The organism is Rubrivivax gelatinosus, assembly GCF_004340905.1.
GTDB classification, from domain to species: domain Bacteria; phylum Pseudomonadota; class Gammaproteobacteria; order Burkholderiales; family Burkholderiaceae_C; genus Rubrivivax; species Rubrivivax gelatinosus.
In genome coordinates, this window is sequence record NZ_SLXD01000005.1 from 120,321 (window position 1) to 142,134 (window position 21,814).

Annotated in this window: 21 protein-coding genes; 12 read left to right on the top strand and 9 right to left on the bottom strand. The window is 73.6% G+C overall.

Features of this window, described 5'->3' with window-relative positions; genetic code table 11:
- Positions 1 to 8: 8 nt before the first annotated feature.
- The 8 genes from EV684_RS09505 to EV684_RS09540 all read right to left on the bottom strand — a co-directional run bounded on the left by EV684_RS09505 (position 9) and on the right by EV684_RS09540 (position 8,756).
- Positions 9 to 302, bottom strand: a complete 294-nt coding sequence (locus tag EV684_RS09505) for a hypothetical protein (RefSeq protein WP_132646554.1) — start codon at positions 300 to 302, stop codon at positions 9 to 11.
- On the bottom strand, positions 299 to 574 hold the full coding sequence (locus EV684_RS09510) for a hypothetical protein (protein ID WP_132646556.1): 276 nt from the start codon (positions 572 to 574) through the stop codon (positions 299 to 301). The genes EV684_RS09505 and EV684_RS09510 overlap by 4 nt, the downstream gene beginning before the upstream one ends.
- Positions 574 to 3,009 (bottom strand): TonB-dependent receptor, encoded by a 2,436-nt coding sequence (locus EV684_RS09515; RefSeq protein ID WP_132646558.1) that lies wholly within the window; start codon positions 3,007 to 3,009, stop codon positions 574 to 576. The genes EV684_RS09510 and EV684_RS09515 overlap by 1 nt, the downstream gene beginning before the upstream one ends.
- A gap of 139 nt (positions 3,010 to 3,148) precedes the next feature.
- Positions 3,149 to 4,147, bottom strand: coding sequence for a FecR family protein (locus EV684_RS09520; protein WP_243651126.1), 999 nt, complete (start codon positions 4,145 to 4,147; stop codon positions 3,149 to 3,151).
- A gap of 40 nt (positions 4,148 to 4,187) precedes the next feature.
- Entirely contained in the window at positions 4,188 to 4,700 is a 513-nt protein-coding gene (locus EV684_RS09525) for a sigma-70 family RNA polymerase sigma factor (RefSeq protein ID WP_207184424.1), read from the bottom strand.
- Between the two features lie 102 nt (positions 4,701 to 4,802).
- Positions 4,803 to 7,205: a TonB-dependent siderophore receptor gene (locus EV684_RS09530; protein WP_242478498.1), complete on the bottom strand. Its 2,403-nt coding sequence runs from the start codon at positions 7,203 to 7,205 to the stop codon at positions 4,803 to 4,805.
- Positions 7,206 to 7,284: 79 nt separating this feature from the next.
- On the bottom strand, positions 7,285 to 8,247 hold the full coding sequence (locus tag EV684_RS09535; RefSeq protein WP_132646562.1) for a FecR domain-containing protein: 963 nt from the start codon (positions 8,245 to 8,247) through the stop codon (positions 7,285 to 7,287).
- Positions 8,244 to 8,756 carry a sigma-70 family RNA polymerase sigma factor gene (locus EV684_RS09540; protein WP_132646564.1) on the bottom strand — a complete coding sequence of 171 codons (513 nt, stop codon included), beginning with the start codon at positions 8,754 to 8,756 and terminating at the stop codon, positions 8,244 to 8,246. Before EV684_RS09540 ends, EV684_RS09535 begins: the two co-directional genes overlap by 4 nt.
- Positions 8,757 to 9,076: 320 nt before the next feature.
- Between EV684_RS09540 and EV684_RS09545 the strand changes: the two genes are divergently transcribed.
- The 5 genes from EV684_RS09545 to EV684_RS09565 all read left to right on the top strand — a co-directional run bounded on the left by EV684_RS09545 (position 9,077) and on the right by EV684_RS09565 (position 13,902).
- The gene (locus tag EV684_RS09545) at positions 9,077 to 10,717 is read left to right on the top strand and encodes a methyl-accepting chemotaxis protein (protein WP_132646566.1); all 1,641 of its coding nucleotides are present in this window, start codon (positions 9,077 to 9,079) and stop codon (positions 10,715 to 10,717) included.
- A gap of 228 nt (positions 10,718 to 10,945) precedes the next feature.
- Positions 10,946 to 11,167 carry a hypothetical protein gene (locus EV684_RS09550; RefSeq protein WP_132646568.1) on the top strand — a complete coding sequence of 74 codons (222 nt, stop codon included), beginning with the start codon at positions 10,946 to 10,948 and terminating at the stop codon, positions 11,165 to 11,167.
- Complete coding sequence (locus tag EV684_RS09555) at positions 11,164 to 11,448, top strand: hypothetical protein (protein ID WP_132646570.1); 285 nt, start codon at positions 11,164 to 11,166, stop codon at positions 11,446 to 11,448. The genes EV684_RS09550 and EV684_RS09555 overlap by 4 nt, the downstream gene beginning before the upstream one ends.
- Positions 11,441 to 11,797 carry a YtxH domain-containing protein gene (locus EV684_RS09560; protein ID WP_132646572.1) on the top strand — a complete coding sequence of 119 codons (357 nt, stop codon included), beginning with the start codon at positions 11,441 to 11,443 and terminating at the stop codon, positions 11,795 to 11,797. Before EV684_RS09555 ends, EV684_RS09560 begins: the two co-directional genes overlap by 8 nt.
- Complete coding sequence (locus tag EV684_RS09565; RefSeq protein ID WP_132646574.1) at positions 11,794 to 13,902, top strand: heavy metal translocating P-type ATPase; 2,109 nt, start codon at positions 11,794 to 11,796, stop codon at positions 13,900 to 13,902. Before EV684_RS09560 ends, EV684_RS09565 begins: the two co-directional genes overlap by 4 nt.
- 1 nt (position 13,903) lies before the next feature.
- Here EV684_RS09565 and EV684_RS09570 read toward each other — a convergent pair whose 3' ends face one another.
- Positions 13,904 to 14,377 (bottom strand): HMA2 domain-containing protein, encoded by a 474-nt coding sequence (locus EV684_RS09570; protein ID WP_132646576.1) that lies wholly within the window; start codon positions 14,375 to 14,377, stop codon positions 13,904 to 13,906.
- 189 nt (positions 14,378 to 14,566) lie between these two features.
- Between EV684_RS09570 and EV684_RS09575 the strand changes: the two genes are divergently transcribed.
- The 7 genes from EV684_RS09575 to EV684_RS09605 all read left to right on the top strand — a co-directional run bounded on the left by EV684_RS09575 (position 14,567) and on the right by EV684_RS09605 (position 21,808).
- Positions 14,567 to 15,052 carry a sigma-70 family RNA polymerase sigma factor gene (locus EV684_RS09575; RefSeq protein WP_132646876.1) on the top strand — a complete coding sequence of 162 codons (486 nt, stop codon included), beginning with the start codon at positions 14,567 to 14,569 and terminating at the stop codon, positions 15,050 to 15,052.
- 48 nt (positions 15,053 to 15,100) lie between these two features.
- Positions 15,101 to 16,150, top strand: a complete 1,050-nt coding sequence (locus EV684_RS09580) for a FecR family protein (RefSeq protein WP_132646578.1) — start codon at positions 15,101 to 15,103, stop codon at positions 16,148 to 16,150.
- Between the two features lie 115 nt (positions 16,151 to 16,265).
- Positions 16,266 to 18,671, top strand: coding sequence for a TonB-dependent receptor (locus EV684_RS09585; RefSeq protein ID WP_132646580.1), 2,406 nt, complete (start codon positions 16,266 to 16,268; stop codon positions 18,669 to 18,671).
- A 5-nt stretch (positions 18,672 to 18,676) separates the two neighbouring features.
- Positions 18,677 to 19,615, top strand: coding sequence for an alpha/beta hydrolase (locus EV684_RS09590; protein WP_132646582.1), 939 nt, complete (start codon positions 18,677 to 18,679; stop codon positions 19,613 to 19,615).
- Positions 19,612 to 19,896, top strand: a complete 285-nt coding sequence (locus EV684_RS09595; RefSeq protein ID WP_132646584.1) for a hypothetical protein — start codon at positions 19,612 to 19,614, stop codon at positions 19,894 to 19,896. The genes EV684_RS09590 and EV684_RS09595 overlap by 4 nt, the downstream gene beginning before the upstream one ends.
- Positions 19,883 to 20,173: a hypothetical protein gene (locus tag EV684_RS09600; RefSeq protein ID WP_132646586.1), complete on the top strand. Its 291-nt coding sequence runs from the start codon at positions 19,883 to 19,885 to the stop codon at positions 20,171 to 20,173. The genes EV684_RS09595 and EV684_RS09600 overlap by 14 nt, the downstream gene beginning before the upstream one ends.
- A 6-nt stretch (positions 20,174 to 20,179) precedes the next feature.
- Entirely contained in the window at positions 20,180 to 21,808 is a 1,629-nt protein-coding gene (locus tag EV684_RS09605) for a PepSY-associated TM helix domain-containing protein (RefSeq protein ID WP_132646588.1), read from the top strand.
- Positions 21,809 to 21,814 lie beyond the last annotated feature (6 nt).

The following is a 21,814-nucleotide window of genomic DNA, read 5'->3' on the forward strand; positions in this document are numbered from 1 at the left end:
GTGCCTCCTCAGAACGCGCGCGCCACGGCCAGCGCGCCGAAGACCAGCGTGTTGGCCGCCACCAGCCAGAGCCAGGCACGCAGGCCGCTGGCGAAGAAGTAGACGCCCGAGAACACGCCCAGCCAGACCGGCATCACCGCCCACATCATCAGCTGGCTGCGCGCCGGTGCGGCCACGCCCGCCAGTGCCAGCCCGAGCAGCCCGCTGGCGCCGACGGCCAGCGTGAAGCCCAGCAGCAGGCCGGCCAGCGTCTTGGCGAGCCAGTCCCGGCGCAGCTCGCGCCGGCCCGTGGCCGCGCTCACCGGCCGCCTCCGCGCAGCGTGCGCCCGGCACCCAGGTAAGGCAGCAGCGTGAACGCCAGCATCGCCCAGGTCGCCAGCACCAGCACCGCGGTCAGCGGCAGCAGCGCCTGCAGCAGTGCCACCAGCGCGGCGGCCCACAGCAGCGCGCCGGCGGCACGCGCCGGCCGTGCCGGCCAGGCGCGCGCCGCCAGCCGCTGATGCGGCGACGCGAGGTAGACGCAGGCGCCGCCGGCGGCGGCCAGCAGCAGCCCGGCGGCCACGGCCGCCGCCATCAGAAGTCCACCGTCGCCGACAGGCTGACGGTGCGCGGCTGGCTGAGCGAGGCGTAGCCCTCGCCGTGATAAGGCCCGGACCAGTAGTCCTTGCCGAGCAGGTTGACGACGCTGCCGCGCCAGGTCGTGGCGCGCCCGGCGATCGTGGTCTTGTAGCGCAGGCTGGCATCGACGCGGGTCCAGCTCGGGATGCGCAGCGTGTTCGCCGAGTTCAGGTACTGGTCGTCGGTGTGCACGACGCGGCCGCCGACGGTCAGCCCGGGCAGCCAGGGCAGGTCCCAGTCGGCGCCCAGGTTGGCCTGCCAGTCGGGCACGCCGTAGGCATCATTGCCGTCGTTGGCGCCGGTGCTGGTGTGCACCAGTTCGCCGCGCGCCAGCGTCAGGCCGCCGAGCACGCGCAGCCCCGGCCTCGGCGCGCCCATCGTCGTCCATTCCAGGCCGCGCACGCGCTTCTCGCCGTCGACGCTGTAGATGTTGCTGGCGTCGTAGACCATGCTGGGCTGCTTGATCTCGTACAGCGCCAGCGTGTGCGCGAAGCTGCCGCCGTCCCACTTCAGGCCGATCTCCTTCTGCTTGGAGACGTAGGGCTCGAAGACCTCGTTGGCGTTGGCCGCCGTCACCGGCGCGGTGTCGCCTTTGCTCAGCCCTTCGACGTAATTGGCGTACAGCGCCAGCCGCGGCGACCAGGGCTTGACGACGAGGCCCACCGCCGGCGTCGTCACGCGCTCGTCGTAGTCGGCCGTCTTCGCGCCCGTGGTCGAGCTGTAGCTCCGGTCCTCGACACGCTGGCTGCGGATGCCCAGCGTCAGCGCGCCCTTGCCGCCCAGGAACGAGACGGTGTCGGCGATGGAGATGCCGCCGAGATCGGTCTCGCCGGTCTTGGGCGACTTGCCCGGGTCCGCTGCCAGCGCCGGTGTGGCCGGGTCATAGATGTTCGAGCCGAAGCGCGCGCTGCGGGTGTAGACCATGCCGCTTTCCAGCGACAGCCCGTTGACAGCGAACACCGCTTCGTGTCGCAGCGGCCCGGTCTCGAAACGCGCCCGCAGGCCGATCTCGTAGCTGACGCTGTCCTTGTAGCCGTTCTGGTTCACGGTCACGCCGGAGTAGCTGCCATCGGCGGCGACGCTGGCGGCGTTGGTGCCGTTGATGTAGCCCTTGTAGTCGGTGCTGCGCCGGCCGAGCGCGGCATAGGCCTCCAGGTGTTCGTTCAGGTCGGCCTCGACGCGCAGCGCGGCGGCGCTGTTGTCCATCTCCGAATGGGTGCCCTTGAAGGCATTGGTCGACGAATCGGGCGCCGACAGCACCCGGGTCGCGAACGACACGATCAGCGGCGTGCCGTTGTCGGTCTTCTCGTGGCTGTCATAGAGGTCCAGCGTCGCGCGCAGGCTCTCGCCGCGGTAGTCCAGCGCGACCGCGCCGAGGCGGCGCCCCTTGTCCTGGCCGTCGACCTCGGTGCCGCCGTCGCGGTAAGCGGCGTTGACGCGGATGCCGAAGGCCCCGCGCTCTCCGAAGCGGCGGCCGAGGTCCGCGTGCAAGCCCGCCTGCGAGGCGCCTTCGTAGTCCAGCGTCAGGCGCGTCAGCGGCGTGTCGCCGGCGCGTTTGGGCACGAGGTTGACGACGCCGCCGACGGCGCCGTCCGGCGCCATGCCGTAGACCAGGCCGCTGGTGCCCTTCAGGATCTCGACGCGCTCGATGAACTCGGTCGGCACGTGGCCGTAAGGTGCGACGCCGTAGAGCCCGTTCATCGCCATGTTCTCGGCGGTGACGAGAAAGCCGCGGATCTCCAGGTTCTCGGTCATGTGGCCCGACGGCGTCATGAAGCGCACCGAGGGATCGTTCTGAAGCACGTCGGCCAGGGTCTTGGCGTTCTGGTCGGCGATCAGCTCGCTGGTGTAGGACATGGTGCTGAACGGTGCATCCATGAAGTCCTGGTTGCCCAGCAGGCCGACGCGGCCGCCACGCGCGGTCTGGCGGCCGTAGGCCTCGGGCGTGGCATCCGGATCCTGGATGCGGGAGGCGCTGGCGCGCACCGCCGGCAGGCTGGTGCCGGCCTCGCCGCCGGCGGCCGCCGGCGCGGCCAGCAGCACGTAGCCGGCGGCGGTGCGGCCGATGCGCCAGCCGCTGCCTTCGAGCAGGCGGGCAAAACCCTCTTCGACCGTGACCGCACCGCTGAGCCCCGGGCTCCTCAGGCCGGCGATCTGGCCGGCGTCGACGACCAGCGCCACACCGGCCTGCAGCGCGAAGCGGTTGAGCGCCTGCGCCAGCGGCCCGGGCGGCACGTCGGCCTGCACGGCGGCGGCAGAGCCGGCCTGCGCGTGCGCCGGCAACGCGGCAGCGCCGGCCAGCACGGCAGCCAGCGCCAGATGCGCGGCCAGGGCGACGGCGCGCCGTCGGGGTGCGCCGGAGACGGCGCCGCGGTTCTTGATGCGGGACATGGACGGTTCCTGGACTCTCGAAGCGGATGCGGACCACCCGCGCCGCGACGCGGCGGGGCAACGGACCGGCTGCATCGCCGGTCTTCAGATGCATTGACGAACGAGACGCCCGAACAGGAACCGGCGGCGGCGAAAAATCTCAGCCGGGCCTGTCGACCAGCACCAGCCAGCGCGTCAGCAGACGCACGCGCAGCTGCGGGAAGCTGTTCTGCAGCAGTTGCAGCGCGCGGTCGGTGTCGTCCAGCGGCAGCACCGCCGAGACCCGGATGCCGGCGATCGCGTCGCGGTCGTAGCGCAGCAGGCCGCGGCGGTGGCGTGCGAGCGCATCGAGCACCTCGGCCAGCGGCAGGTCGTCGGCGACCAGGCGCCGGTGCTGGAACGCCTGTTCGGCCGCGCCGGCGTCGACCGCGCCCAGCAGCGTCACGCCACGAGCGTCCAGGCGCGCGCCCTGCCCGGCAACGACGACGGTCTCGCCGCCGGCGGCCGGCGGCGCGGCGCTGACGGCGGTGCTGGACTCGATCATCGTCAGCAGCGTCGTGTCGGCGTCGCGGCGCACGATGAAGCGCGTGCCCAGCGCACGCACGCGGCCGTGCGCCGTCTCGACGACGAAGGGCCGCGCCGGGTCCTTGGCGACCTCGACCAGCACCTCGCCTTGCAGCAGCGAGACGCGGCGCGTGCCGGCGTCGAAACCGACATCGACCGCGCTGCCGCCGGCCAGCGTCAGGCGCGAGCCGTCGGCCAGCACGCTGAGGCGCTGCTCGCCGGGGCCCGTGGCCAGGTCCGCCAGCAGCGCGGTGGCCGGCTGCAGCCGCAGCAGCGCGGCGACACCGACGGCGACGAACAAGCCGAGCGCGGCGCCGGCCAGGTGCCGGCGGCGCGGCGTTGGCGCCAGCACGCCGCCGAGCGCACTGCGCGCCGCACGCCGGGCCGGCGCGGCGGCGCCGAGCCGGCGCGTGCCTTCGACGAACGCTTCCAGCCTCGCCGCCACCGCCGCATGGCGCGGATCGGCCGCTTTCCAGGCCTCGAAACCGGCACGCGCGGCCTCGCGTTCGGCGCTGTCGTCGGCGCTCAGACGCACGATCCAGCCGGCCGCGGCGGCCGCGACCGCATCGTCGCCGCCCGGTGCAGCACGGTTCACGGGCACACCGCCGGTCGCACCGGCTTGTCCTGCCGTCCCATCACGCGGCCTGCAGCGCGTGGCACTGCAGCAGCACCCGCGCCAGGTACTTCTGCACCATCTTCGTCGACACGCCGAGCTCGGCGGCGACCACCGCATGGGTCTGGCCGTCGAGGTAGTGGCGAACGAAGGCGCTGCGCGCCTTGGCCGGCACCGCCTCGAGCACCGCTTCGAGCTGGGTCAGCGCCTGGACCGCCGCCAGCGTCTGCTCGGGCGACGGATAGGCGGCGCCGTCGGCGGCGCGTGCCAGCTCTTCCAGCCAGGCCTGCTCGAGGCGGCGGCGGCGCGCCTCGTCGATCACGAGCCGAGTCGCCGTCGTGCTCAGCCAGGCGCGCGGCTGCTGCACGCCCAGCAGCGCGTCGCGCGCGGCGATGACCCGTACGAAGGTGTCGTGGGCGATGTCGGCGGCGTGCTGAGGACAGCCGAGCTTGCGCGCCAGCCAGGCATGCAGCCAGCCGTGATGGTCGCGGTACAGGAGCTGGAGCTGCCGCTGCAGCACGTCGGCGGAGGACAAGACAGGCCGCGGGACGCGGCTGTGCGCCGTCGTCGCTGGTTTATTGGTTGAGAATCGTTCTCATTCTATGGATCAGGAGAGCGTTGGGCAAGCCGCTGCGGCTCACCAGCGATAGGAGACGCTGCCCGTCACGCGCCGCGGCTCGCCGTAGAAACACAGGTAGGTGCAGGACGCGACGTAGGTCTTGTCGCCCAGGTTGGCGACGTTGAGCGCCAGCCGCCACGGGCCTTCGGTCCACGACAGCATCGCGTCGACGACGGTGTAGCCGGGCACGTCCACATCGAGCCAGACGCCGGGCGCCGAGCCGACGTGGCGCAGGCCGGCGCCGGCCTTCAGCGCCGGCAGGCCGAAGGCGCCGAAGCCGTAGTCCGCCCAGACCGAGGCCTGGTGGTACGGCACGGCGCCGGTGCGCTGGCCCTCGGCCTCGGGCGTCAGCGGGCTGCTCTTCAGCGTGCGCGCGTCGGTGTAGGCGTAGGCGGCGACGAGATTGGCGGCGCCCACACGCGTACGAGCCTCGAGCTCCAGCCCGCGCGAGCGCACCTCGCCGAGCTGCACCGAGTAGTTGGTATCCACCGGGTCGGTGACCAGCACCTTGCGCTGCGTGAGCTGGTAGAGCGCCGCCGACAGCAGCGTCTGGCTGCCTTCGGGCTGCCAGCGCAGGCCCAGCTCCCACTGCGTGCCGCGGGTCGGGTCGAAACGCTGGCCGCCGCGGTCGGTGCCGGTCTGCGGCTCGAAGGACTGGCTGAAGCTGACGAAGGGCGCCAGGCCGTTGGGCGCGAGGTAGACCAGGCCGGCGCGGCCGGTCGTGGCATTGGACTTCTCGCCGTCGGCGGCGACGTCGTCGCTGAAGACCGCGCTTTCGTCGTAACGCACGCGGTCGTGGCGCAGCCCGGCGACGGCGACCCAGCGGCCGGCGATCTTGGCCTGTTCCTGCGCGTAGAGCCCGACGCGGCGCAGCTCCGAGCGCGACGAGAACGAGTTCGGCTCGGGCGCGCCGAACGCGCCGCCGTAGACCGGGTCGTAGAGATCCAGCGGCTCGGCGCTGCGGTCGTAGCGCACGGTGCGGAAACGTTCGCGCACGACGTCCAGCCCGACCAGCGCCGTGTGCTCGACGCTGCCGCTGCGCCACTTCGATTGCAGCGAGGTGTCGGACATCAGCGCCCGCGCGCGGTCCTCGCGGTCCTGGGCGCCGCGGTAGGCCGTGGTGCGGCCGTCGGCCTGAAGGCCGGAGATCCAGATCGAGGGCATGTCGACGTCGGCGCGGTAGCTTCGCAGCGAATGGCGCAGCGTGAACCGCTCGTCGAAGACGTGTTCGAACAGATAACCCAGCGAGCGCCGCTGCAGGTCGTAGCGGTCGTAACCGGGCTCGCCGACGAAGGTGTCGCGCGGCAGCCGGCCGCTGGGGTTGGCCAGCACCGTGCCTTCGGCCGGCAGGCCGTAGACGTAGGCCGTGTGGTCGTGCTGCAGGTCGGCCTGCAGCGTCAGCGAGGTCGCGGCGTCGGGCTGCCAGCGCAGCGACGGCGCGAGGTAGCGGCGGTCGTCGTCGACGTGCTCGACGAAGCTGCCGCTGTCGCGCACCAGCGCGGTCAGCCGGTACGACCAGACGCCAGCGTCGTCCAGCGCACCGCCGAAGTCGCCCGAGAGCTGGCGCCGGTCGAAGGAGCCCAGCTCCAGGTTCAGCTCGTGCAGCGCCTCGTTCGTCGGGCGCTTGCTGACGGTGTTGATGATGCCGCCCGGCGCCGAGTTGCCGTAGAGCACCGAGGCCGCACCCTTGAGGATCTCGATGCGCTCCAGCCCGTAAGGCTCCTGGCGGCCGTCGTAGAGGTTGACGCTGTACTTGCTGCCGTCGCGGTAGAGGTTGCCCTGGCTGGCCGTGGCCTGGAAGCCGCGCATCACGAAGCCGTCGCCGGTGCGGTCCACGCCTTCGGAGCGCAGCACCGAGGCGGTGTAGCCCACCGCCTCGGCCAGGCTGTCGGCCTTGCGCACCTCGATCTCCTCGGCGCCGACGACGGTCAGCGTCTGCGGCGTCTCCAGCATCGGCGTGTCGGTCCTGGTCGCGGTGGCGCTGCGCCGCGCGGCGTAGCCTGTCAGCGGCCCGGTAGCGCTGTCGCCGGCGGCGCGGGCGGTGATCGCCGGCAGCGAATCGGCCGCGGCCTGCGGCCGGCGCTGCACGGTCCAGCTGCCGTTGGGCTGGCGCACGGCCTGCAGCGCGTGGCCGGCGAGCAGCGCGGCGAAACCGTCCTCGGCGCCGTAGCGGCCATCGAGCCCGTTGCAGCGCAGGCCGTCGAGCAGCGCGGTGTCGACGCTGAGCTCGACACCCAGCGCCGCGGCGAAGCGGTTCAGTGCCGCGCCCAGCGGGCCGGGCGCGATCTTCAGCGCACGCGGCGCCTCGGCGGCCGGCTGCGCCGACGCGATGCGCGGTGCGAGCGGCGCCGCGGCGGCCAGCATCAAGGCCAGGCAGGCGGCGGCGGTGGGACGTTGGCGGAAGAAGGCGGTGTGCTGCATCGGAGGGCCGAAGTGGTGGGGGTTCAGCCCGTCTTCCGGACGAGAACGCAAAACCCTCAATCGCCCGGCGGGCGGGCGTTCAGCGGCGCTCCGGGTCGGCCTCGACCGTGATCCACCAGCCGCCGACCCGGCGCAGGCGCAGCGGCAGCGCCAGCGTCAGGTTCTGCAGCGCACGGTCGGGGTCGTGCAGCGGAAAGACGCCGCTGACGCGCAGCGCGCCGACCGCCGGGTCGCAGCGCAGCACGCCGCGGCGGTAACGCGCGATCTCGGCGACGAGCTCGTCGACCCGCCGGCCGTCGGCCAGCAGCAGGCCGCGGGTCCAGGCGGTGTCGGCTTCGTCGGCCGGGCCGCCGGGCGTGACGCCGTCGTCGGCCAGCCGCGCCGACTGGCCGGCGTCCAGGCGCCAGGGCGCCGACGCGCGCTTCGCCGGCTGCAGCTCGACCGCGCCTTCGTAGACCACGACCCGGTCGGCCGCGCCGAGATCGCGCACGAGAAAACGCGTGCCCAGTGCCCGCACCAGGCCGTGGCGGGTGCGCACGGCCAGCGGCCGCCGCGCCGCGTCGGGCGCGCTGGTGACGAGGATCTCGCCGGCGCGCAGCACGATCAGGCGCTGTTCGGCGTCGTAACGCAGGTCGACGGCGCTGGCGCTGGCCAGCACCAGCCGCGTGCCGTCGGGCAGCGACAGGGTGCGCACTTCGCCGGTGGCGCAACGTTCGTCGGCGGCCCACAGCGCCCAGGCCTCGCTTCGGCGCACGGCTTCGCCGCTGCCGATCACGGCCACCGCCAGCCCCAGCGTGCGCAGCACGCGCCGGCGTGTCGCACCGGGCGCCTGCAGCGCGCGGCGCGCGGCCTCTCCGGGCAGGCCGCGCAGGCGGGCGTCGAAGCCCTGCATCGCCTGCCAGGCGCGTTCATGCTCGGGATGCGCGGCGCGCCAGCGCGCGCAGGCGGCGTGGTCCTCGGCGGCCGCGTCTTCGGCCCACAGCCGCGCCATCCAGCGCGCCGCCTGGCGCGCGACCTCGGCGTCTTCGGCTGCGGCGCTCATCGCGGCTGCAGCGCCTGATGGCAGGCCAGCAGCGCCGCGGCGACGTACTTCTCGACCGAGGACACCGAGACCCCCAGCCGCGTGGCGATCTCGCGGTAACCCAGGCCGTCGAGCCGGCACATGAGCAGCGCCGCACGCGCCTTGGGCGCCAGCGACTGCAGCGCGGCGTCGAGCTGCACCAGCGCCTCGACGGCCAGCGCGCGGTCTTCGGGCGACGGTGCCTGCGCGGCGGGCAGCGCCGCCAGCGCCTCCAGGAAGGCGGCTTCGATCGCGCGCCGCCGGTATAGATCGACGACGAGACCGTTGGCCACCTGAGCCAGATGCCGGCGCGACTCGTCCTGCGGTGGCACGTGGCCGCTGCGCAGCAGGCGCAGATAGGTGTCGTGCGCCAGGTCGGCGGCATCGCAGGCGTTGCCCAGCTTGCGCCGAAGCCAGTCGCGCAGCCAGCCGTGGTGCTCGGCGTAGAGACGCTCGAGCGGATGCGGTGGGGCGAGGTCGGTGGCCGGCACGGTTCGGAACCCGGCTCGACCGGGTGGGCAAGGGCGACGAATGAGAATCGTTCTTGATTGTAGCCGTCCCCACCGCCCCCGCAAGCCGCCGCGGCAATCCAACGATTCACGCGATTCGCCATAAACGGAATTGCGATTAATGGGTTTGTTGCATTGATGGCGATCAGACGAAGTGAATTGCGTTATTTGCGAATGACTCATCGCGTGAATTAGTGCCAGGCCATTTGCGGAATTGAGCGCCATTTCGGGCCCGGGGACTCTCACGACCGGAGAGCGCAAGCCGAAATCGAGGCAACCCCTTCGTTCGCCTCAGGAAGCCCATGACCCGCTTGAGAATCGCCCTGCGCCTCGCCCTCGCGTTCGCCCTCGTGCTCGCGATCACCGTCGCCATCGCCGCCGTCGCCGTCTGGCAGCTCCAGGTGCAACGTGACGCCACGGCGTCGATGGTCGAGCGCGAGATGCAACGCAACGAACTGACCCAGCAATGGGCCTCGCTGCTGCGCATCAACCTGTTCCAGGTGAGCTCGGCGCTGAAGACCAGCGACGCGGCCTACGCCGCACGCCTGCAGTCCGACGCGCTGGAAGGCTCCAGGACTGCGGTCCCGCTGCGCGAGAAGGTCGTGCAGCTCACCGACGACGGCGAAGGCAAGGCCTTGATCGCGGCCATCAACGACGTGCGCCAGAAGTACCTGGACGTTCGCACCGACCTCTTCAAACGCAAGGAGGCCGGTGGCGAGGTGTCGGCCGCCGTCGATCAGGAGCTGCAGCCGCTGGCCGAGGCCTATCTGGCCCGGCTGCAGGAGGTCGTCGACCACTCGCACCAGGTGCTCGACCGCAAGATCGAGGCGCTGGACGCAGGCACCCGGCTGAGCCAGTGGGCGATGGCCGCCGGGGCGCTGGTCGCCGTCGCGCTCGGCGCGGTGTTCGCCCTGCTGGTGAGCCGCTCCATCACGCGACCGATCTCGCGCGCCGTCTCGGCGGCCGAGGCCATCGGCGGCGGCGACCTGTGCACGGCAATCGACTCGCGCGGCAGCGACGAAAGCGCGCGCCTGATGCAGGCGCTGGCCGGCATGCAGGCCAGCCTGGCCCGCACCGTCGCCGAGGTGCGCCAGTCCGCCGACAGCGTGGCCACCGCCAGCCAGCAGATCGCGCACGGCAACGCCGACCTCTCGGCACGCACCGAGCAGCAGGCCAGCGCGCTGCAGCAGACCGCGGCGTCGATGGAACAGCTCAACGCCACCGTGCGCCAGAACGCCGACAACGCGGTGCAGGCCAACCAGCTCGCCGCCGCCGCCAGCAGCGTGGCCAGCGACGGCGGCCGCATGGTGGGCGAAGTGGTGCAGACGATGAACGGCATCAGCGACAGCTCGCGCCGCATCGCCGACATCATCGGCACGATCGACGGCATCGCCTTCCAGACCAACATCCTGGCGCTCAACGCCGCCGTCGAGGCGGCGCGTGCCGGCGAGCAGGGCCGCGGCTTCGCGGTCGTCGCCGGCGAGGTGCGCACCCTGGCCCAGCGCAGCGCCGAGGCGGCACGCGAGATCAAGGCGCTGATCGGCACCAGCGTCGAACGCGTGGAGGCCGGCAACGCGCTGGTGCACCAGGCCGGCACGCGCATGAACGACGTGCTGGCCTCGATCCGCCGCGTGGCCGACATCGTCGGCGAGATCAGCAGCGCCAGCGCCGAGCAGCGTGACGGTGTCGGCCAGGTCGGCGACGCGGTGGCCCAGATGGACCAGGCGACGCAGCAGAACGCCGCGCTCGTCGAAGAGAGCGCCGCCGCCGCCGAAAGCCTGCGCACCCAGGCGCGCCAGCTGGTCGACGCGGTGGCCGTGTTCAGGCTGTCGCCCCAGGCGGACAGCCGCCCCGTGGCCGCCGCGCCGGCTTCCGCAGCGCGCCCCGCGCCGTCCCGCGCTGCCGCGCCGGCCAAGGCAGCGGCGGACTGGGCAAGCTTCTGATCATCAGGAGGGAGGGCGCCGCCCCGGCCGGCGCTTGATCATTCGCAAGCCCTGCCACGGCGGCCCGGTCGAGACTGCATTCGGCCGGGCCGCCATGATCTTCGTCCTCGACGACACAGCGCCGGCCCTTACGCGAGCCAGCCTTACGCCAGCCAGCGTCGTGCGGCGCGCCGGTCGTCGCCCACGACGCCCGGACTGCGGCCGTAAGGTTCACCAGGAGCTTCTCGAATGCTGCATCTCGTCCCCTTCGCCGCCGGCGTGGCCGCCGGCGTGTTCGCGCTGCGCTGGATCCAGCGCGGCAAGAACTCCAGCGCCGCCGACATGGCGCCGCCGGCCCCGGCAGCGACGCCGGCCGATCCCGCACCGGCTGAGCCGGCCGCAACCGACAGCGCCGCGCCGCGTGCACGGCGCCCGCGCAAACGCGCCGCGGCGGACGAGGCGGCGGCGTGACGCGCGCGCTCGCGGACGGCAGCTTCACGCGCGGCTTCGTCGCCGCCGCCTGCCTGTCGGCCTTCCAGGACCGGCCCGGCTTCGACGGCCGACGTGTGCTGCGCCATGCGCTGCAGGGCGGTGCCGCACTGACGGCGGGCACGCAGGCGGCGCGCTCGCTGCAGCGCGGCCAATGGGTCGGCGCCCTGACCGCGGTGGCCGCCGGGGCGGCGGCCGTGCAACTGATCGAAACCCTGCTCGGCGAACCTGCCGGGCGCGACGAGGAAAACGAACGTGGGTAAGAAGGCGAAGAAGAAATCGAAGATGGCCTGCCCGGGCTGCCCGGCCTGCGGCTGGAACGGCGGCAACGCGCCGGCGGGCTGGAACGCCGGCAATGCCGGCAACGGCGGCGGCCTGTTCGGCAACCTGCCATCGTGGATCCCGGGCAACCCGGCGCAGCAGCAGTTCCTCGTCGGCCTGGCGCTGGGCGCCGGCGCGGCCTGGTTGCTGGGCGACGAGGACCGCCGCGCGGCGCTGCTGAAGACCGCGATGAAGCTCTATTCCGGCCTGGCCGGCGGCTTCGAGGAACTGAAGGAACAGGCCGCCGACATCCGCGCCGAGATGGACAGCCAGCTGCACCAGGCGCCGTGACGGGCAGCCGCTGGCTGGCGGCACTCGAACCGGCGCACGCCTGCGCCGGCCGGGTGCGCTGGCGCTACCGCGTCGAACGCGGCGGCGCGCTGGACGCCCGTTCGCTGCGCCGGGCCGCCGAGGCCTTGCGCGGCGTGCGCGAGGCGCGGGTCAACGCCGCGGTGCGATCGCTGGCACTGCGTTATGACCCGGCGCTCACCGACGTGGCGACGCTCGCCGCGCAGCTGCTCGCGCTGGCGCCGCCCGGGCGCGCCCCGGCCGCCGGCTCGGCGCCCGAGCCGGCGCTGGGCAACGTGCTGGGCACCGGCGCGGCACTGCTGCTGGGGCCGGCACTGCCGCTGGCGCTGCGCGGCCCGGTGGCCACCGCCAACGCCGTGCCGCTGCTGGGCGAGGCGCTGGAGGACTTCCTGCGCGCCGGCATCACCTCCCACGTGCTGGAGGCGGTGGCGGTGGCGATCTCCATCGGCCGCGGCGACCACGTCGCGGCCAACACCACGTCCTTCCTGCTCGCCCTGGGCGAGTACCTCGAACACTCGATCGAGCGCCGCTCCGACGCCCTGCTGTCGCAGCTGCTGCGCCCGGCCGACACCGAGGTCTGGGTCGAGCGCGAGGGCCGCGAGACCCGTGTCGACGCCGACGCGGTGCAGGTCGGCGACACGGTCATCGTCGCCACCGGCGCGGTGATGCCGGTCGACGGCACGGTGCTCGGCGGCGAGGCGCTGGTCAACGAGGCGACGATGACCGGCGAGAGCGTGCCGGTGGCGCGCCGCCGCGGCGACCACGTGCTGTCGGGCACGCTGGTCGAGGAAGGCCGGCTGCGCGTCTATGCCGAACGTGTCGGCCGCCAGGCGGCGGCGGCGCGCATCGCCGACTTCGTCGCCCAGTCGCTGGAGACCAAGGGCCAGACGCAGCTGGAGGCCGCGCGCCTGGCCGACCGCCTGGTGCCGATGGTGCTGGCGCTGGCCGCCGGCACCTGGGCGCTGTCGCGCGACGGCCGCCGTGTCGCCGCGGTGCTGCAGGCCGACTACTCCTGCGCGCTGAAGCTGGCGACGCCGGTGGCCTTCAAGTCGGCGATGGCCGAGGCCGGGCGCAGCGGCATGCTGATCAAGGGCGCACGCGCGCTCGAACGCCTGGCCGCGGCCGACACCTTCGTCTTCGACAAGACCGGCACGCTGACCACCGGCCGCCTGCTGGTCACCGACACCGTCGCGCTGGACCCGGCGCTGACGCCGGCGGACCTGCTGAACCTCGCCGCCTCGGTCGAGGAGCACTACTTCCACCCGATGGCGCTGGCCGTCGTCGAGGCCGCGCACCGCCTGCCCGAGCGCCAGCACTTCGACCACGCCGAGGTCGAGTTCATCGTCGCCCACGGCGTGGCCAGCGAGATCGAGGGCCGGCGCGTGGTCGTCGGCTCGCGCCACTTCGTCGAGGACGACGAAGGCATCGCCGTGGCGCCGCACGCCGCGCGCCTGGAGGCGCTGGAGGCCGACGGCAAGACCCTGCTCTACATCGGCTGGGGCGGCACGCTGATCGGCGTGCTGGCGATGCGCGACCAGCTGCGCCCCGACGCCGCGGCCACCGTCGCGCGGCTGCGCGAGCTGGGCGTGCGCCGCGTCGTGATGCTCACCGGCGACCACCCCGAACGTGCACGCGAGAGCGCCGCCGCGCTGGGCCTGGACGACTACCGCGCCGGCCTGATGCCCGAAGACAAGGCGGCAGTGCTGCGCGAGCTGGCCGCCTCGGGCGCGCAGATCGCCTTCGTCGGCGACGGCGTCAACGACGGCCCGGCCCTGAGCGGCGCGCACGTCGGCATCGCGATGCACCGTGGCGCCGACGTCGCCCGGCTGGCCGCCGACGTCGTGCTGCTCGAGGACCGCATCGGCCACGTCGCCGAGGCCAAGGCGCTGGCGCTGGCCACGCGCGAGCTGATCGACACCAACTTCAGGCTCACGATGGGGCTGAACTCGACGATCCTGGGCGCCGCCGCGCTGGGCGCGCTGAGCCCGGTGGCCGCGTCGATGCTGCACAACGGCAGCACGATCGCGATCCTGCTGCGTGCGCTGGCCGGCGCCGGGCTGCCGCGCGGACGCCGCCAGAAGGGCTGAGTCAGCGCAGCAGGCTGCGCCGGTGCATCGCCAGGTGCACGCCCAGCAGGCCGAGAAAGACGCTGCCGGTGGCGACGTGCGCGGCTTTCGCGCCGGCAGCGGCCAGCGCCAGCGAGCTGCCCAGGCTGGCGAGCATGCCGACGTTCGTCGCCCGCGCCAGCTGGCGCCGCCGGCCGGGGCGGCGCGGCCGGGCAGCCGCCGGTGCGGGGCTGGGCGCCGCCTCCCGGGCAGGCAGCCACGGCGCGACGGCGTCGAGCACCTCGCGGCACATCGCGGCCTCGTCGACACGCGTGCCGTCGTACTCGACGACGACGCTGCCGGCGGCCGCGTTGGCGCGCAGCGTGCGCAGCGCCGGCAGCGAATCCAGGCGGGCCAGCACCGCGTCACGCAGCGCATCGCGGCGCAGGCGCGCGTCGCGCAGGCGCAGCCGTCCAGGCACGGACGAGACGATCGGGAGAGAGCGGGCGGTGTCCATGCCGTCGTTTTACCGCGCCCCGCACCGCAGCGGACGGCAGTGGGTCAACAGCGAACGCCGTGCGCGCCCCGACGCCGAGCGCTCGTTTCACGCGGCATAATGCGAACCATTCTTATTTGATCGCACCCCAGACCAGCCAGCCGCCAGTCTCCCGCCCGCCGGTGCCGGGCCTCCTGGATGAGTTCGGCCGTGCTGGAGCGTCATTACCGCGAACTGCTCAACTTCCTCTGCCGCCTGGTCGGCGACCGCCATGCCGCGGCCGACCTGACGCAGGAGAGCTTCATGCGCGTGCTCGCGCTGCAGCAGGCCGGCCAGGCCGTGCTCGACGGCCGCGCCCTGCTCTACCGCACGGCGCGCAACCTCGTCGTCGACCGCCACCGCCGCGCCGCGGTGCGCCGCCACGACGCGCTGGAAGAACTGGCCGAAGACGAACACCCGAGTGCGCCGCCGCGCTGGCAGCCCGACGAAGCGCTGGCCTCACGCCAGGATGCGCAGGCCTGCCTGGCGGCCATCGAGGCACTGCCGCCGCGCTGCCGCGAGGCCTTCGTGCTGCATGTCTTCGACGAGCTGAGCCAGGCCCAGGTCGCCGAACGCATGGGCATCTCGGTCAGCATGGTCGAGAAGCACGTCGCGCGCGGCCTGCTCGCCTGCCGCGACGCACGCTGCGGAGGATGAGGACACGCGGCCGCTCGTGCGTCTACCGTCACGACGACCGCCCCGACGATGCAGCCGCCCCACGAAGGACCGCCCCGAGCGCCGACCGAGCCTCACGAAGAGGAGGCGGCGCGCTGGGTCGCACGCCGGCGCGACGGCCTGGACGCCGCGGGCCGGCAGGCGCTGCAGGCCTGGCTGGACGCCGACCCGCGCCACCTGCGGGCCTTCGCCGAGCTGCAGGACACCTTCGTGCGTGTGGCCGCGCTGCCGGCCGGCGGGGTTGCCCGGCTGCGCGCGGGCATGGCGCCGCACGGGCCCGCGCGGCCGTCACGGCGGCTGGGGCGCAGGCTGGGCGCTGCGCTCGCGCTGGCCGCGCTGGGCCTGGGCTGGACGGCCTGGGACCGCTGGTCGATGCAGCCGCGTTTCGATCAGCACTACGCCACACAGCGGGGTGAACAGCTCGCCGTGACGCTGCCCGACGCCGCCGGCGGCGGCAGCCGCGTGCGCCTGGACAGCGCGACGCGGCTGGACGTTCGCCTCCACCGCGACCGGCGAGAACTGCGGCTGCACGAGGGCCGCGCCAGCTTCGCCGTGCATCACGACCCCGCACGCCCGTTGCACGTTCGCGCCGGGCCCCTGGACGTGCTCGTCACCGGCACCCGATTCTCGGTGCGCCACACGCGCGAGGGCCTGGACGCCGGGCGTGTCATCGTCGAGGTCGAGCAAGGCCGGGTGCGCGTCAGCTCCGAGGCCGGCAGCGGCAAGGCGGCCGCGGTGGAACTGCGCGCCGGCCAGATGCTGGGCACCGACGCGGCCGGCGTCCCGGGTCCGGTGCGCCCGCTGGTCGCGGCCGCCGCCACGGCCTGGCGCGAAGGCCGCATCGCCTTCGACGGCGTGCCGCTGGCCCAGGCGCTGGCCGAGTTCGAGCGCTACGGCCCCACCGGCGTCGTCGTGCGCGACCCTGCGGTCGGCGCACTGCCGGTCGGCGGCAGCTGGCGTGTCGGCGACGCGCGGCGCTTCGCCGAGACGCTGCCCGAGCTGCTGCCGGTGCGGCTGGAGTTGCGCGACGGGGTGATCGAGCTCGTCGCGCGCCCGTCGCCAGCGGGTCACGCGACTTAACGCGAAATATTCTCATTCGCGACGTGAGGGTTGGGCGCAGCCGTGCGTCTGCATCGGCAGGAACGGGGCGGCCACTGCGCGTCCCGCGATCAAGAACCGACCGAGAACCCCTGCAATGCGCCGAGCGCGATTCACCCCTGCCCCCCTGGCCCTGGCGGCCGCCGCCGTCGTCCTGAACCTGGCGAGCACCCTGCCCGTGCAGGCCCAAACCAGCACCACCGCAGCCGCGCCGCTGACGCTGGACCTGCCGGCCCAGCCGCTGGGCCAGGCGCTCAACGAGCTGGCGCGCCGCGCCGATCTGCAGCTCAGCTTCCCGGCCGAAGCCGTGGCCGGCAAGACGGCGCCGGCCGTTTCCGGACGGCTGACGCCGGCACAGGCGCTGGAGCGCCTGCTGGCCGGCAGCGGCCTGGCCGCCAGCGTCGACGGCCAGCATGTCGTCGTCAAGCCGGCCGCCACCGCGCGCGAATCGGCGCTGCCGGCGGTCAAGGCCAGCGCCGGCGCACTCGCCAGTGAACTGCCGGCGCCGCATGCCGGCGGCCAGGTCGCGCGCGGCGCCCGCGTCGGCGCGCTGGGCAACCTGTCGGTGATGGACACGCCGTTCAGCACCGTGGCCTACACCTCCGAACTGATCGCGCAGCAGCAGGCACGCACCGTGGCCGAGGTGCTGACCAACGATCCGGGCACGCGTTTCACGACCTCGGCCGGCCACGCCTACGAGAACTTCCGCGTGCGCGGCTTCGACGTCAACGCCGGCGACCTGGCGATCGAGGGGATGTACGGCCTGGCGCCGGTGGGCCACTCGCCGGTGGAGTCCCTGGAGCGTGTGGAGCTGCTGAAGGGCCCGAGCGCGCTGTTCAGCGGCATGCCGCCCGGCGGCGGCGTCGGCGGCGTCGTCAACCTGGTGCCCAAGCGCGCCGGCGACGACCCGTTGACCCGCGTCAGCTTCGGCCTGCAGTCCGAGTCGCAGGCCGAGCTCGCGCTGGACCTGGGCCGGCGTTTCGGCGAGCACAAGCAGTGGGGCCTGCGCGTGAACACCGCCTACAGCGACGGCGACACGACGCTGGACGAGCAGAGCAAGAAGCGCGAGTTCCTGTCGGCCGCGCTGGACTACCGCGGCGAGGCGCTGAGCGCCACGCTGGACGCCTACACCAGCACCGAGAAGTTCGACGGCGGCACGCCGGCGATGTACTGGTTCGCGACCACCGACATCCCGGGCGCGCCGGATCCGAGCACCAACCAGTTCCGCAACGGCTGGGGCGAGCTCGAGAGCAAGGCCGTCATCGCACGCGCCGAGTACACGATCAACGCGCAGCTCGACGCCTTCGCCGGCATCGGCCGCCGCGACCACGATTACGCCGGCTTCATCAACGGCACGCACGCGCGCCAGATCGACGCCGACGGCAACTACACCGGCCGCATGGTCGGCCAGCGCGGCTACAGCGACTCGAGCTCGGCCGAAGCCGGCCTGCGCGGGCGCCTGGACACCGCCGGCATCCGGCACGAGCTGGTGCTGCACGCGACGCGGTTGAAGCAGGAGGACGGCTCGGCGGTCAACATGAGCACCTTCACGTCCAACATCTACGACCCGGTGACGCCGGTGATGGTGGCCGTGCCGGGCAGCGCGTCCAAGACCGGCGAGACCACGCTGGACAGCCTGGCGCTGGTCGACACCCTCTCCTTCCTGGACGACCGCCTGCGCCTGACGCTGGGCGCGCGCCACCAGGGCGTGGAGACGAAGAGCTTCAGCACCGCCGGCGCGGTGACCGCGCACTACGACGAGAGCGCGCTGACGCCGGCCGTCGCCGTCGTCGTCAAGCCCTGGGGCCAGGACGTCTCGCTGTACGCCAACTACGTGCAGGGCCTGAGCAAGGGCGACACCGTCACCGACACCGCGGCGACCAACTACCAGCAGGTCTTCGAGCCCTACAAGACCGAGCAGATGGAGTTCGGCCTGAAGTGGACCAACGGCACCTTCACGAACAGCCTGAGCGTGTTCGAGATCACCAAGCCGACGATGATGGCCACCGGCGACAGCGCCGCACCGACCTACAGCGACGACGCCGAGAAGCGCGTGCGCGGCATCGAGTGGAGCAGCTTCGGCGCGCTGACGCCGCAGCTGCGCGTGCTCGGCGGCGCCAGCTACAACCAGGGCATCCTGACCCAGACCGCCTACGGCCAGTACGACGGCAACACCGCGGTCGGCGCGCCGCGCTGGCTGGGCAACCTGGGCGCCGAGTGGGACACGCCCTGGGTGCCGGGGCTGACGCTCAGCGCACGCACGACGGTCACCACCGGCCAGTTCCTCGACGCCGCCAACACCCAGCGCATCCCGGGCTGGAGCCAGGTCGACGTCGGCGCGCGCTATGCCACCGAGCTGATGGGCCGTGCGACGCAGTGGCGCCTGGGCGTGACCAACCTGTTCGATCGCCACTACTACTCGGGCAGCTTCAGCGACAGCACGCCGATCGCCACGCTGGGCCCGGCACGCAGCGTCGCGGCTTCGGTGACGGTGGACTTCTGAGCGCCGTGCGCGCGACGACCCTGAGGCGCGTGTTCGCCGGCCTGGCGCTGGCGTTGGCCGCCGGCGCCGCGCCGGCGGCCGACGCGCCGGTGCTGCTGCCCGGTGCACGCCAGTTCGACATGGCGTCCGAGGCCACCGGCCAGCGCTACCGCATCTTCGTCTCGGAGCCCGACGCGCCGCCGCCGCCGGCGGGCTACCCGATGCTGGTCGTGCTCGACGGCAACGCCGCCTTCCCGGTGGCGGCCTTCCTGGCGCGTTCGGTGGCCGCGCGGCGCGAGGTCACCGGCCACCCGCCGGTGCTCGTCGTCGGCGTCGGCTACCCCGGCGAGGCCGACTTCGACGTGCCGGCGCGGCGGCGCGACTACACCGTCGGCGTCGGCGAACGCGGACACGCCGGCCAGGAAGGCGGGGCCGAGCGTTTCCTCGACTTCATCGAACGCGAGCTCAAGCCCCGCATCGCCGGGCGCCACCGGCTCGATGCACGCCGCCAGGCGCTCTTCGGCCATTCCTTCGGCGGCCTGCTGGTGCTGCACGCGGCGCTCACGCGGCCGGCGAGCTTCTCGACCTTCTTGGCCTCCAGCCCGTCGATCTGGTGGAACGGGCGGCGCGTGCTCGACGGCCTGGACGGCGCGCTGGCGCTGCCGGCGGCGGCGCTGCCGCGGCTGCAGATCAGCGTCGGCGCGCTGGAGGACGAGCCGCCGCCCGGGCGCCTGTCGCCCGAGACGCGGGCCCTGCTGGCGCAGCGGCCCATGGTCGGCGAGGCGCGCTCGCTGGCCGCGCGGCTGCAGGCGCAGCCGTCGTGGCAGGGCCGCGTCGCCTTCCACGAGTTCGCCGGCGAGAACCACGGCTGGGTCTGGCTGCCGGCGCTGTCGCGCGGCATGCAGTTCTTCCTCGATCAACCCGACGCGCCGGCGCCCGCCGGGCGCGACAAGGACCGCTCATGAGCTTCACGCTCCTCGGGCTGATCGCGACGCTGGCCGGCAGCGCCAGCCTGTACCTGGCGTCAGCGCACCAGCGCTGGCGCCCGCGTCCCTGGCCGGCGCGTCCGGCGCGCGCGGCCGCCTGGCTGCTGTGGGCCGCGGCGATCGGGCTGTTCGGCCAGGGCCTGCAGCCGCTGGCCGCGGCCTTCTGCTTCGCCACCGCGCTGATGCTGACGCTGACCGTGCTGCCCTACCTGGGCGCGCTGCGCGGCATGCTGCGGAGACCCGACGATGGCCCGCGCTGAACCGATCCGCCGCGACTGGCTGGCCAAGACGCTGGCCGGCACCGTGCTCGGGCTGACGCTGGGCCTGGGCTGCAGCGCGGTGTTCAGCGTGCTGGCGACCGGCCTGCCGCTGCCCGTGCGCGCCCAGCTCGCGATGTGGATGGTGGCGCCGATCTGGCTCGGCACGCTGTCGGGCTGCTACTTCTTCGCCGACGGCTGGCGGGCATGGCGGGGCCTGGGCCTGGCCAACCTCGCCGTCTTCGGCGCCTGGGCGCTGCTGCGCCAGTTCCTTTCCTGACCCGCCATGCGAGCCGACGTCCTGCGCATCTACAAGTCGGTCCACACCTGGACCGGCATCGTCTCCGGCATGGCGCTGTTCATCGCCTTCTATGCCGGCGCCCTCACCGTCTTCAAGGAGCCGCTGGAGCGCTGGGCCAGCCCGCCGGCGCAGCAGGCCGCGGTGCCGCTGGAGCGTGCCCAGGAGCTGATCCTGCGCACGCTGCAGGCCGAGCCGGCGGCCGCACGCGGCTTCACGCTGCATCTGCAAGACACCGAGAACGTGCCCGGCCGGCTGAGCTGGACGGTGCGCGACGGCGACGGGGACGACCACGACCACCGCCACGTACGCCACTTCGCCGCCACGCTGGACGCCGAGGGCCGCGCCGTCGCGCAGCCGGCGGCGCCGTCGCAGCTGGGCGACTTCATCGACGTGCTGCACCGCGTCGTCGGCCTGCCGGTGGACAACGACCCCAACCGCTGGGTGATGGGCGTGGTGTCGGCGCTGTACGCCGTCGCGCTGGTGTCCGGCGTGATCGTGCTGCTGCCGTCGCTGGTGAAAGACTTCTTCGCGCTGCGCCTGGGCCGCAACCTCAAGCGCATGTGGCTGGACGCGCACAACGTCGTCGGCATCGTCAGCCTGCCCTTCCACGTCGTGATGGCGCTGACGGCGGTGGTCTTCGCCTTCCACGACGGGATCTACGCCTTGCAGGACCGCCTGCTGCACGAAGGCCGGCTCGCCAGCGCCTTCCAGCGCCCGGCGGCCAGTGCTGGCGCGGCGCCGCGCGACCTGGCGGCGATGCGCGCGCCGGCCGAACTGCTGGCCGCGGTGCACGCCGTGGCGCCCGGCTTCGAGCCGACGGCGATGCAGTACGTTCAGGTCACCGGCCCACGCGCCGCGGTGCGCGTCTGGGGCCAGGACGAAAGCGCGGTGGCGCCACGCGCGCGCGGCGGCTTCGTCGTCGTCGACCCGTACAGCGCACGCGTCGTCAACCACGATTCGCTGCCCGGCCACCAGTCCGCCCCCAACCAGGTCATCAGCAGCTTCTTCGCGCTGCACATGGCCTCGTTCGCCGGCGACCCGGTGAAGTGGATGTACTTCGGGCTCGGGCTGGCCGGCGCCTGGCTGTTCTACAGCGGCAACCTGCTGTGGATCGAGAGCCGGCGCAAACGCGGCGCCGAGCCGCCGCGGCGCACGCGCTGGATGGCCGCGGCGACGATCGGCGTCTGCCTGGGCAGCGTCTGCGGCCTCTCGGCGACGATCGCGGCGGCCAAGTGGCTGCCGGGGCTGGTCGACGACGTCGGCGCCGGCCACCGCTGGCTGTACTACGCGGTGTTCTTCGCTGCGCTGGGCTGGGCCTTCGTGCGCGGCAGCGCGCGGGCGTCGGTGCACCTGCTGCGGGCCGCGGTGGTGCTGACGGCCGCGATCCCGGCCAGCTCGCTGGTCGGCGTGCTCGCGCCCGGGCTGGGCCCCTGGGCGCCGGCCTCGGGCGCGGCCCTGGCGGTGGACCTGACGGCCACCGCCGGCGCGGCGCTGCTGGCCTGGATGGCGCACGCGACCGCCCGGCGCGTGCACCACGGGCCGGCGCCCAGTGTCTGGGCGGCGCCAGCCGTGTGCGCCGACGCGACGCCGGCATTCGGCGGCCGCGAGCGCTGACCGGGC

What these genes read in the sequence shown, in the direction of transcription:
- EV684_RS09510 (WP_132646556.1), bottom strand. Translation starts at nt 574, where the DNA reads ATGGCGGCGGCCGTGGCCGCCGGGCTGCTGCTGGCCGCCGCCGGCGGC.
- EV684_RS09515 (WP_132646558.1), bottom strand. Translation starts at nt 3,009, where the DNA reads ATGTCCCGCATCAAGAACCGCGGCGCCGTCTCCGGCGCACCCCGACGG.
- EV684_RS09530 (WP_242478498.1), bottom strand. Translation starts at nt 7,205, where the DNA reads ATGCAGCACACCGCCTTCTTCCGCCAACGTCCCACCGCCGCCGCCTGC.
- EV684_RS09535 (WP_132646562.1), bottom strand. Translation starts at nt 8,247, where the DNA reads ATGAGCGCCGCAGCCGAAGACGCCGAGGTCGCGCGCCAGGCGGCGCGC.
- EV684_RS09545 (WP_132646566.1), top strand. Translation starts at nt 9,077, where the DNA reads ATGACCCGCTTGAGAATCGCCCTGCGCCTCGCCCTCGCGTTCGCCCTC.
- EV684_RS09550 (WP_132646568.1), top strand. Translation starts at nt 10,946, where the DNA reads ATGCTGCATCTCGTCCCCTTCGCCGCCGGCGTGGCCGCCGGCGTGTTC.
- EV684_RS09570 (WP_132646576.1), bottom strand. Translation starts at nt 14,377, where the DNA reads ATGGACACCGCCCGCTCTCTCCCGATCGTCTCGTCCGTGCCTGGACGG.
- EV684_RS09580 (WP_132646578.1), top strand. Translation starts at nt 15,101, where the DNA reads ATGCAGCCGCCCCACGAAGGACCGCCCCGAGCGCCGACCGAGCCTCAC.
- EV684_RS09585 (WP_132646580.1), top strand. Translation starts at nt 16,266, where the DNA reads ATGCGCCGAGCGCGATTCACCCCTGCCCCCCTGGCCCTGGCGGCCGCC.
- EV684_RS09595 (WP_132646584.1), top strand. Translation starts at nt 19,612, where the DNA reads ATGAGCTTCACGCTCCTCGGGCTGATCGCGACGCTGGCCGGCAGCGCC.
- EV684_RS09600 (WP_132646586.1), top strand. Translation starts at nt 19,883, where the DNA reads ATGGCCCGCGCTGAACCGATCCGCCGCGACTGGCTGGCCAAGACGCTG.
- EV684_RS09605 (WP_132646588.1), top strand. Translation starts at nt 20,180, where the DNA reads ATGCGAGCCGACGTCCTGCGCATCTACAAGTCGGTCCACACCTGGACC.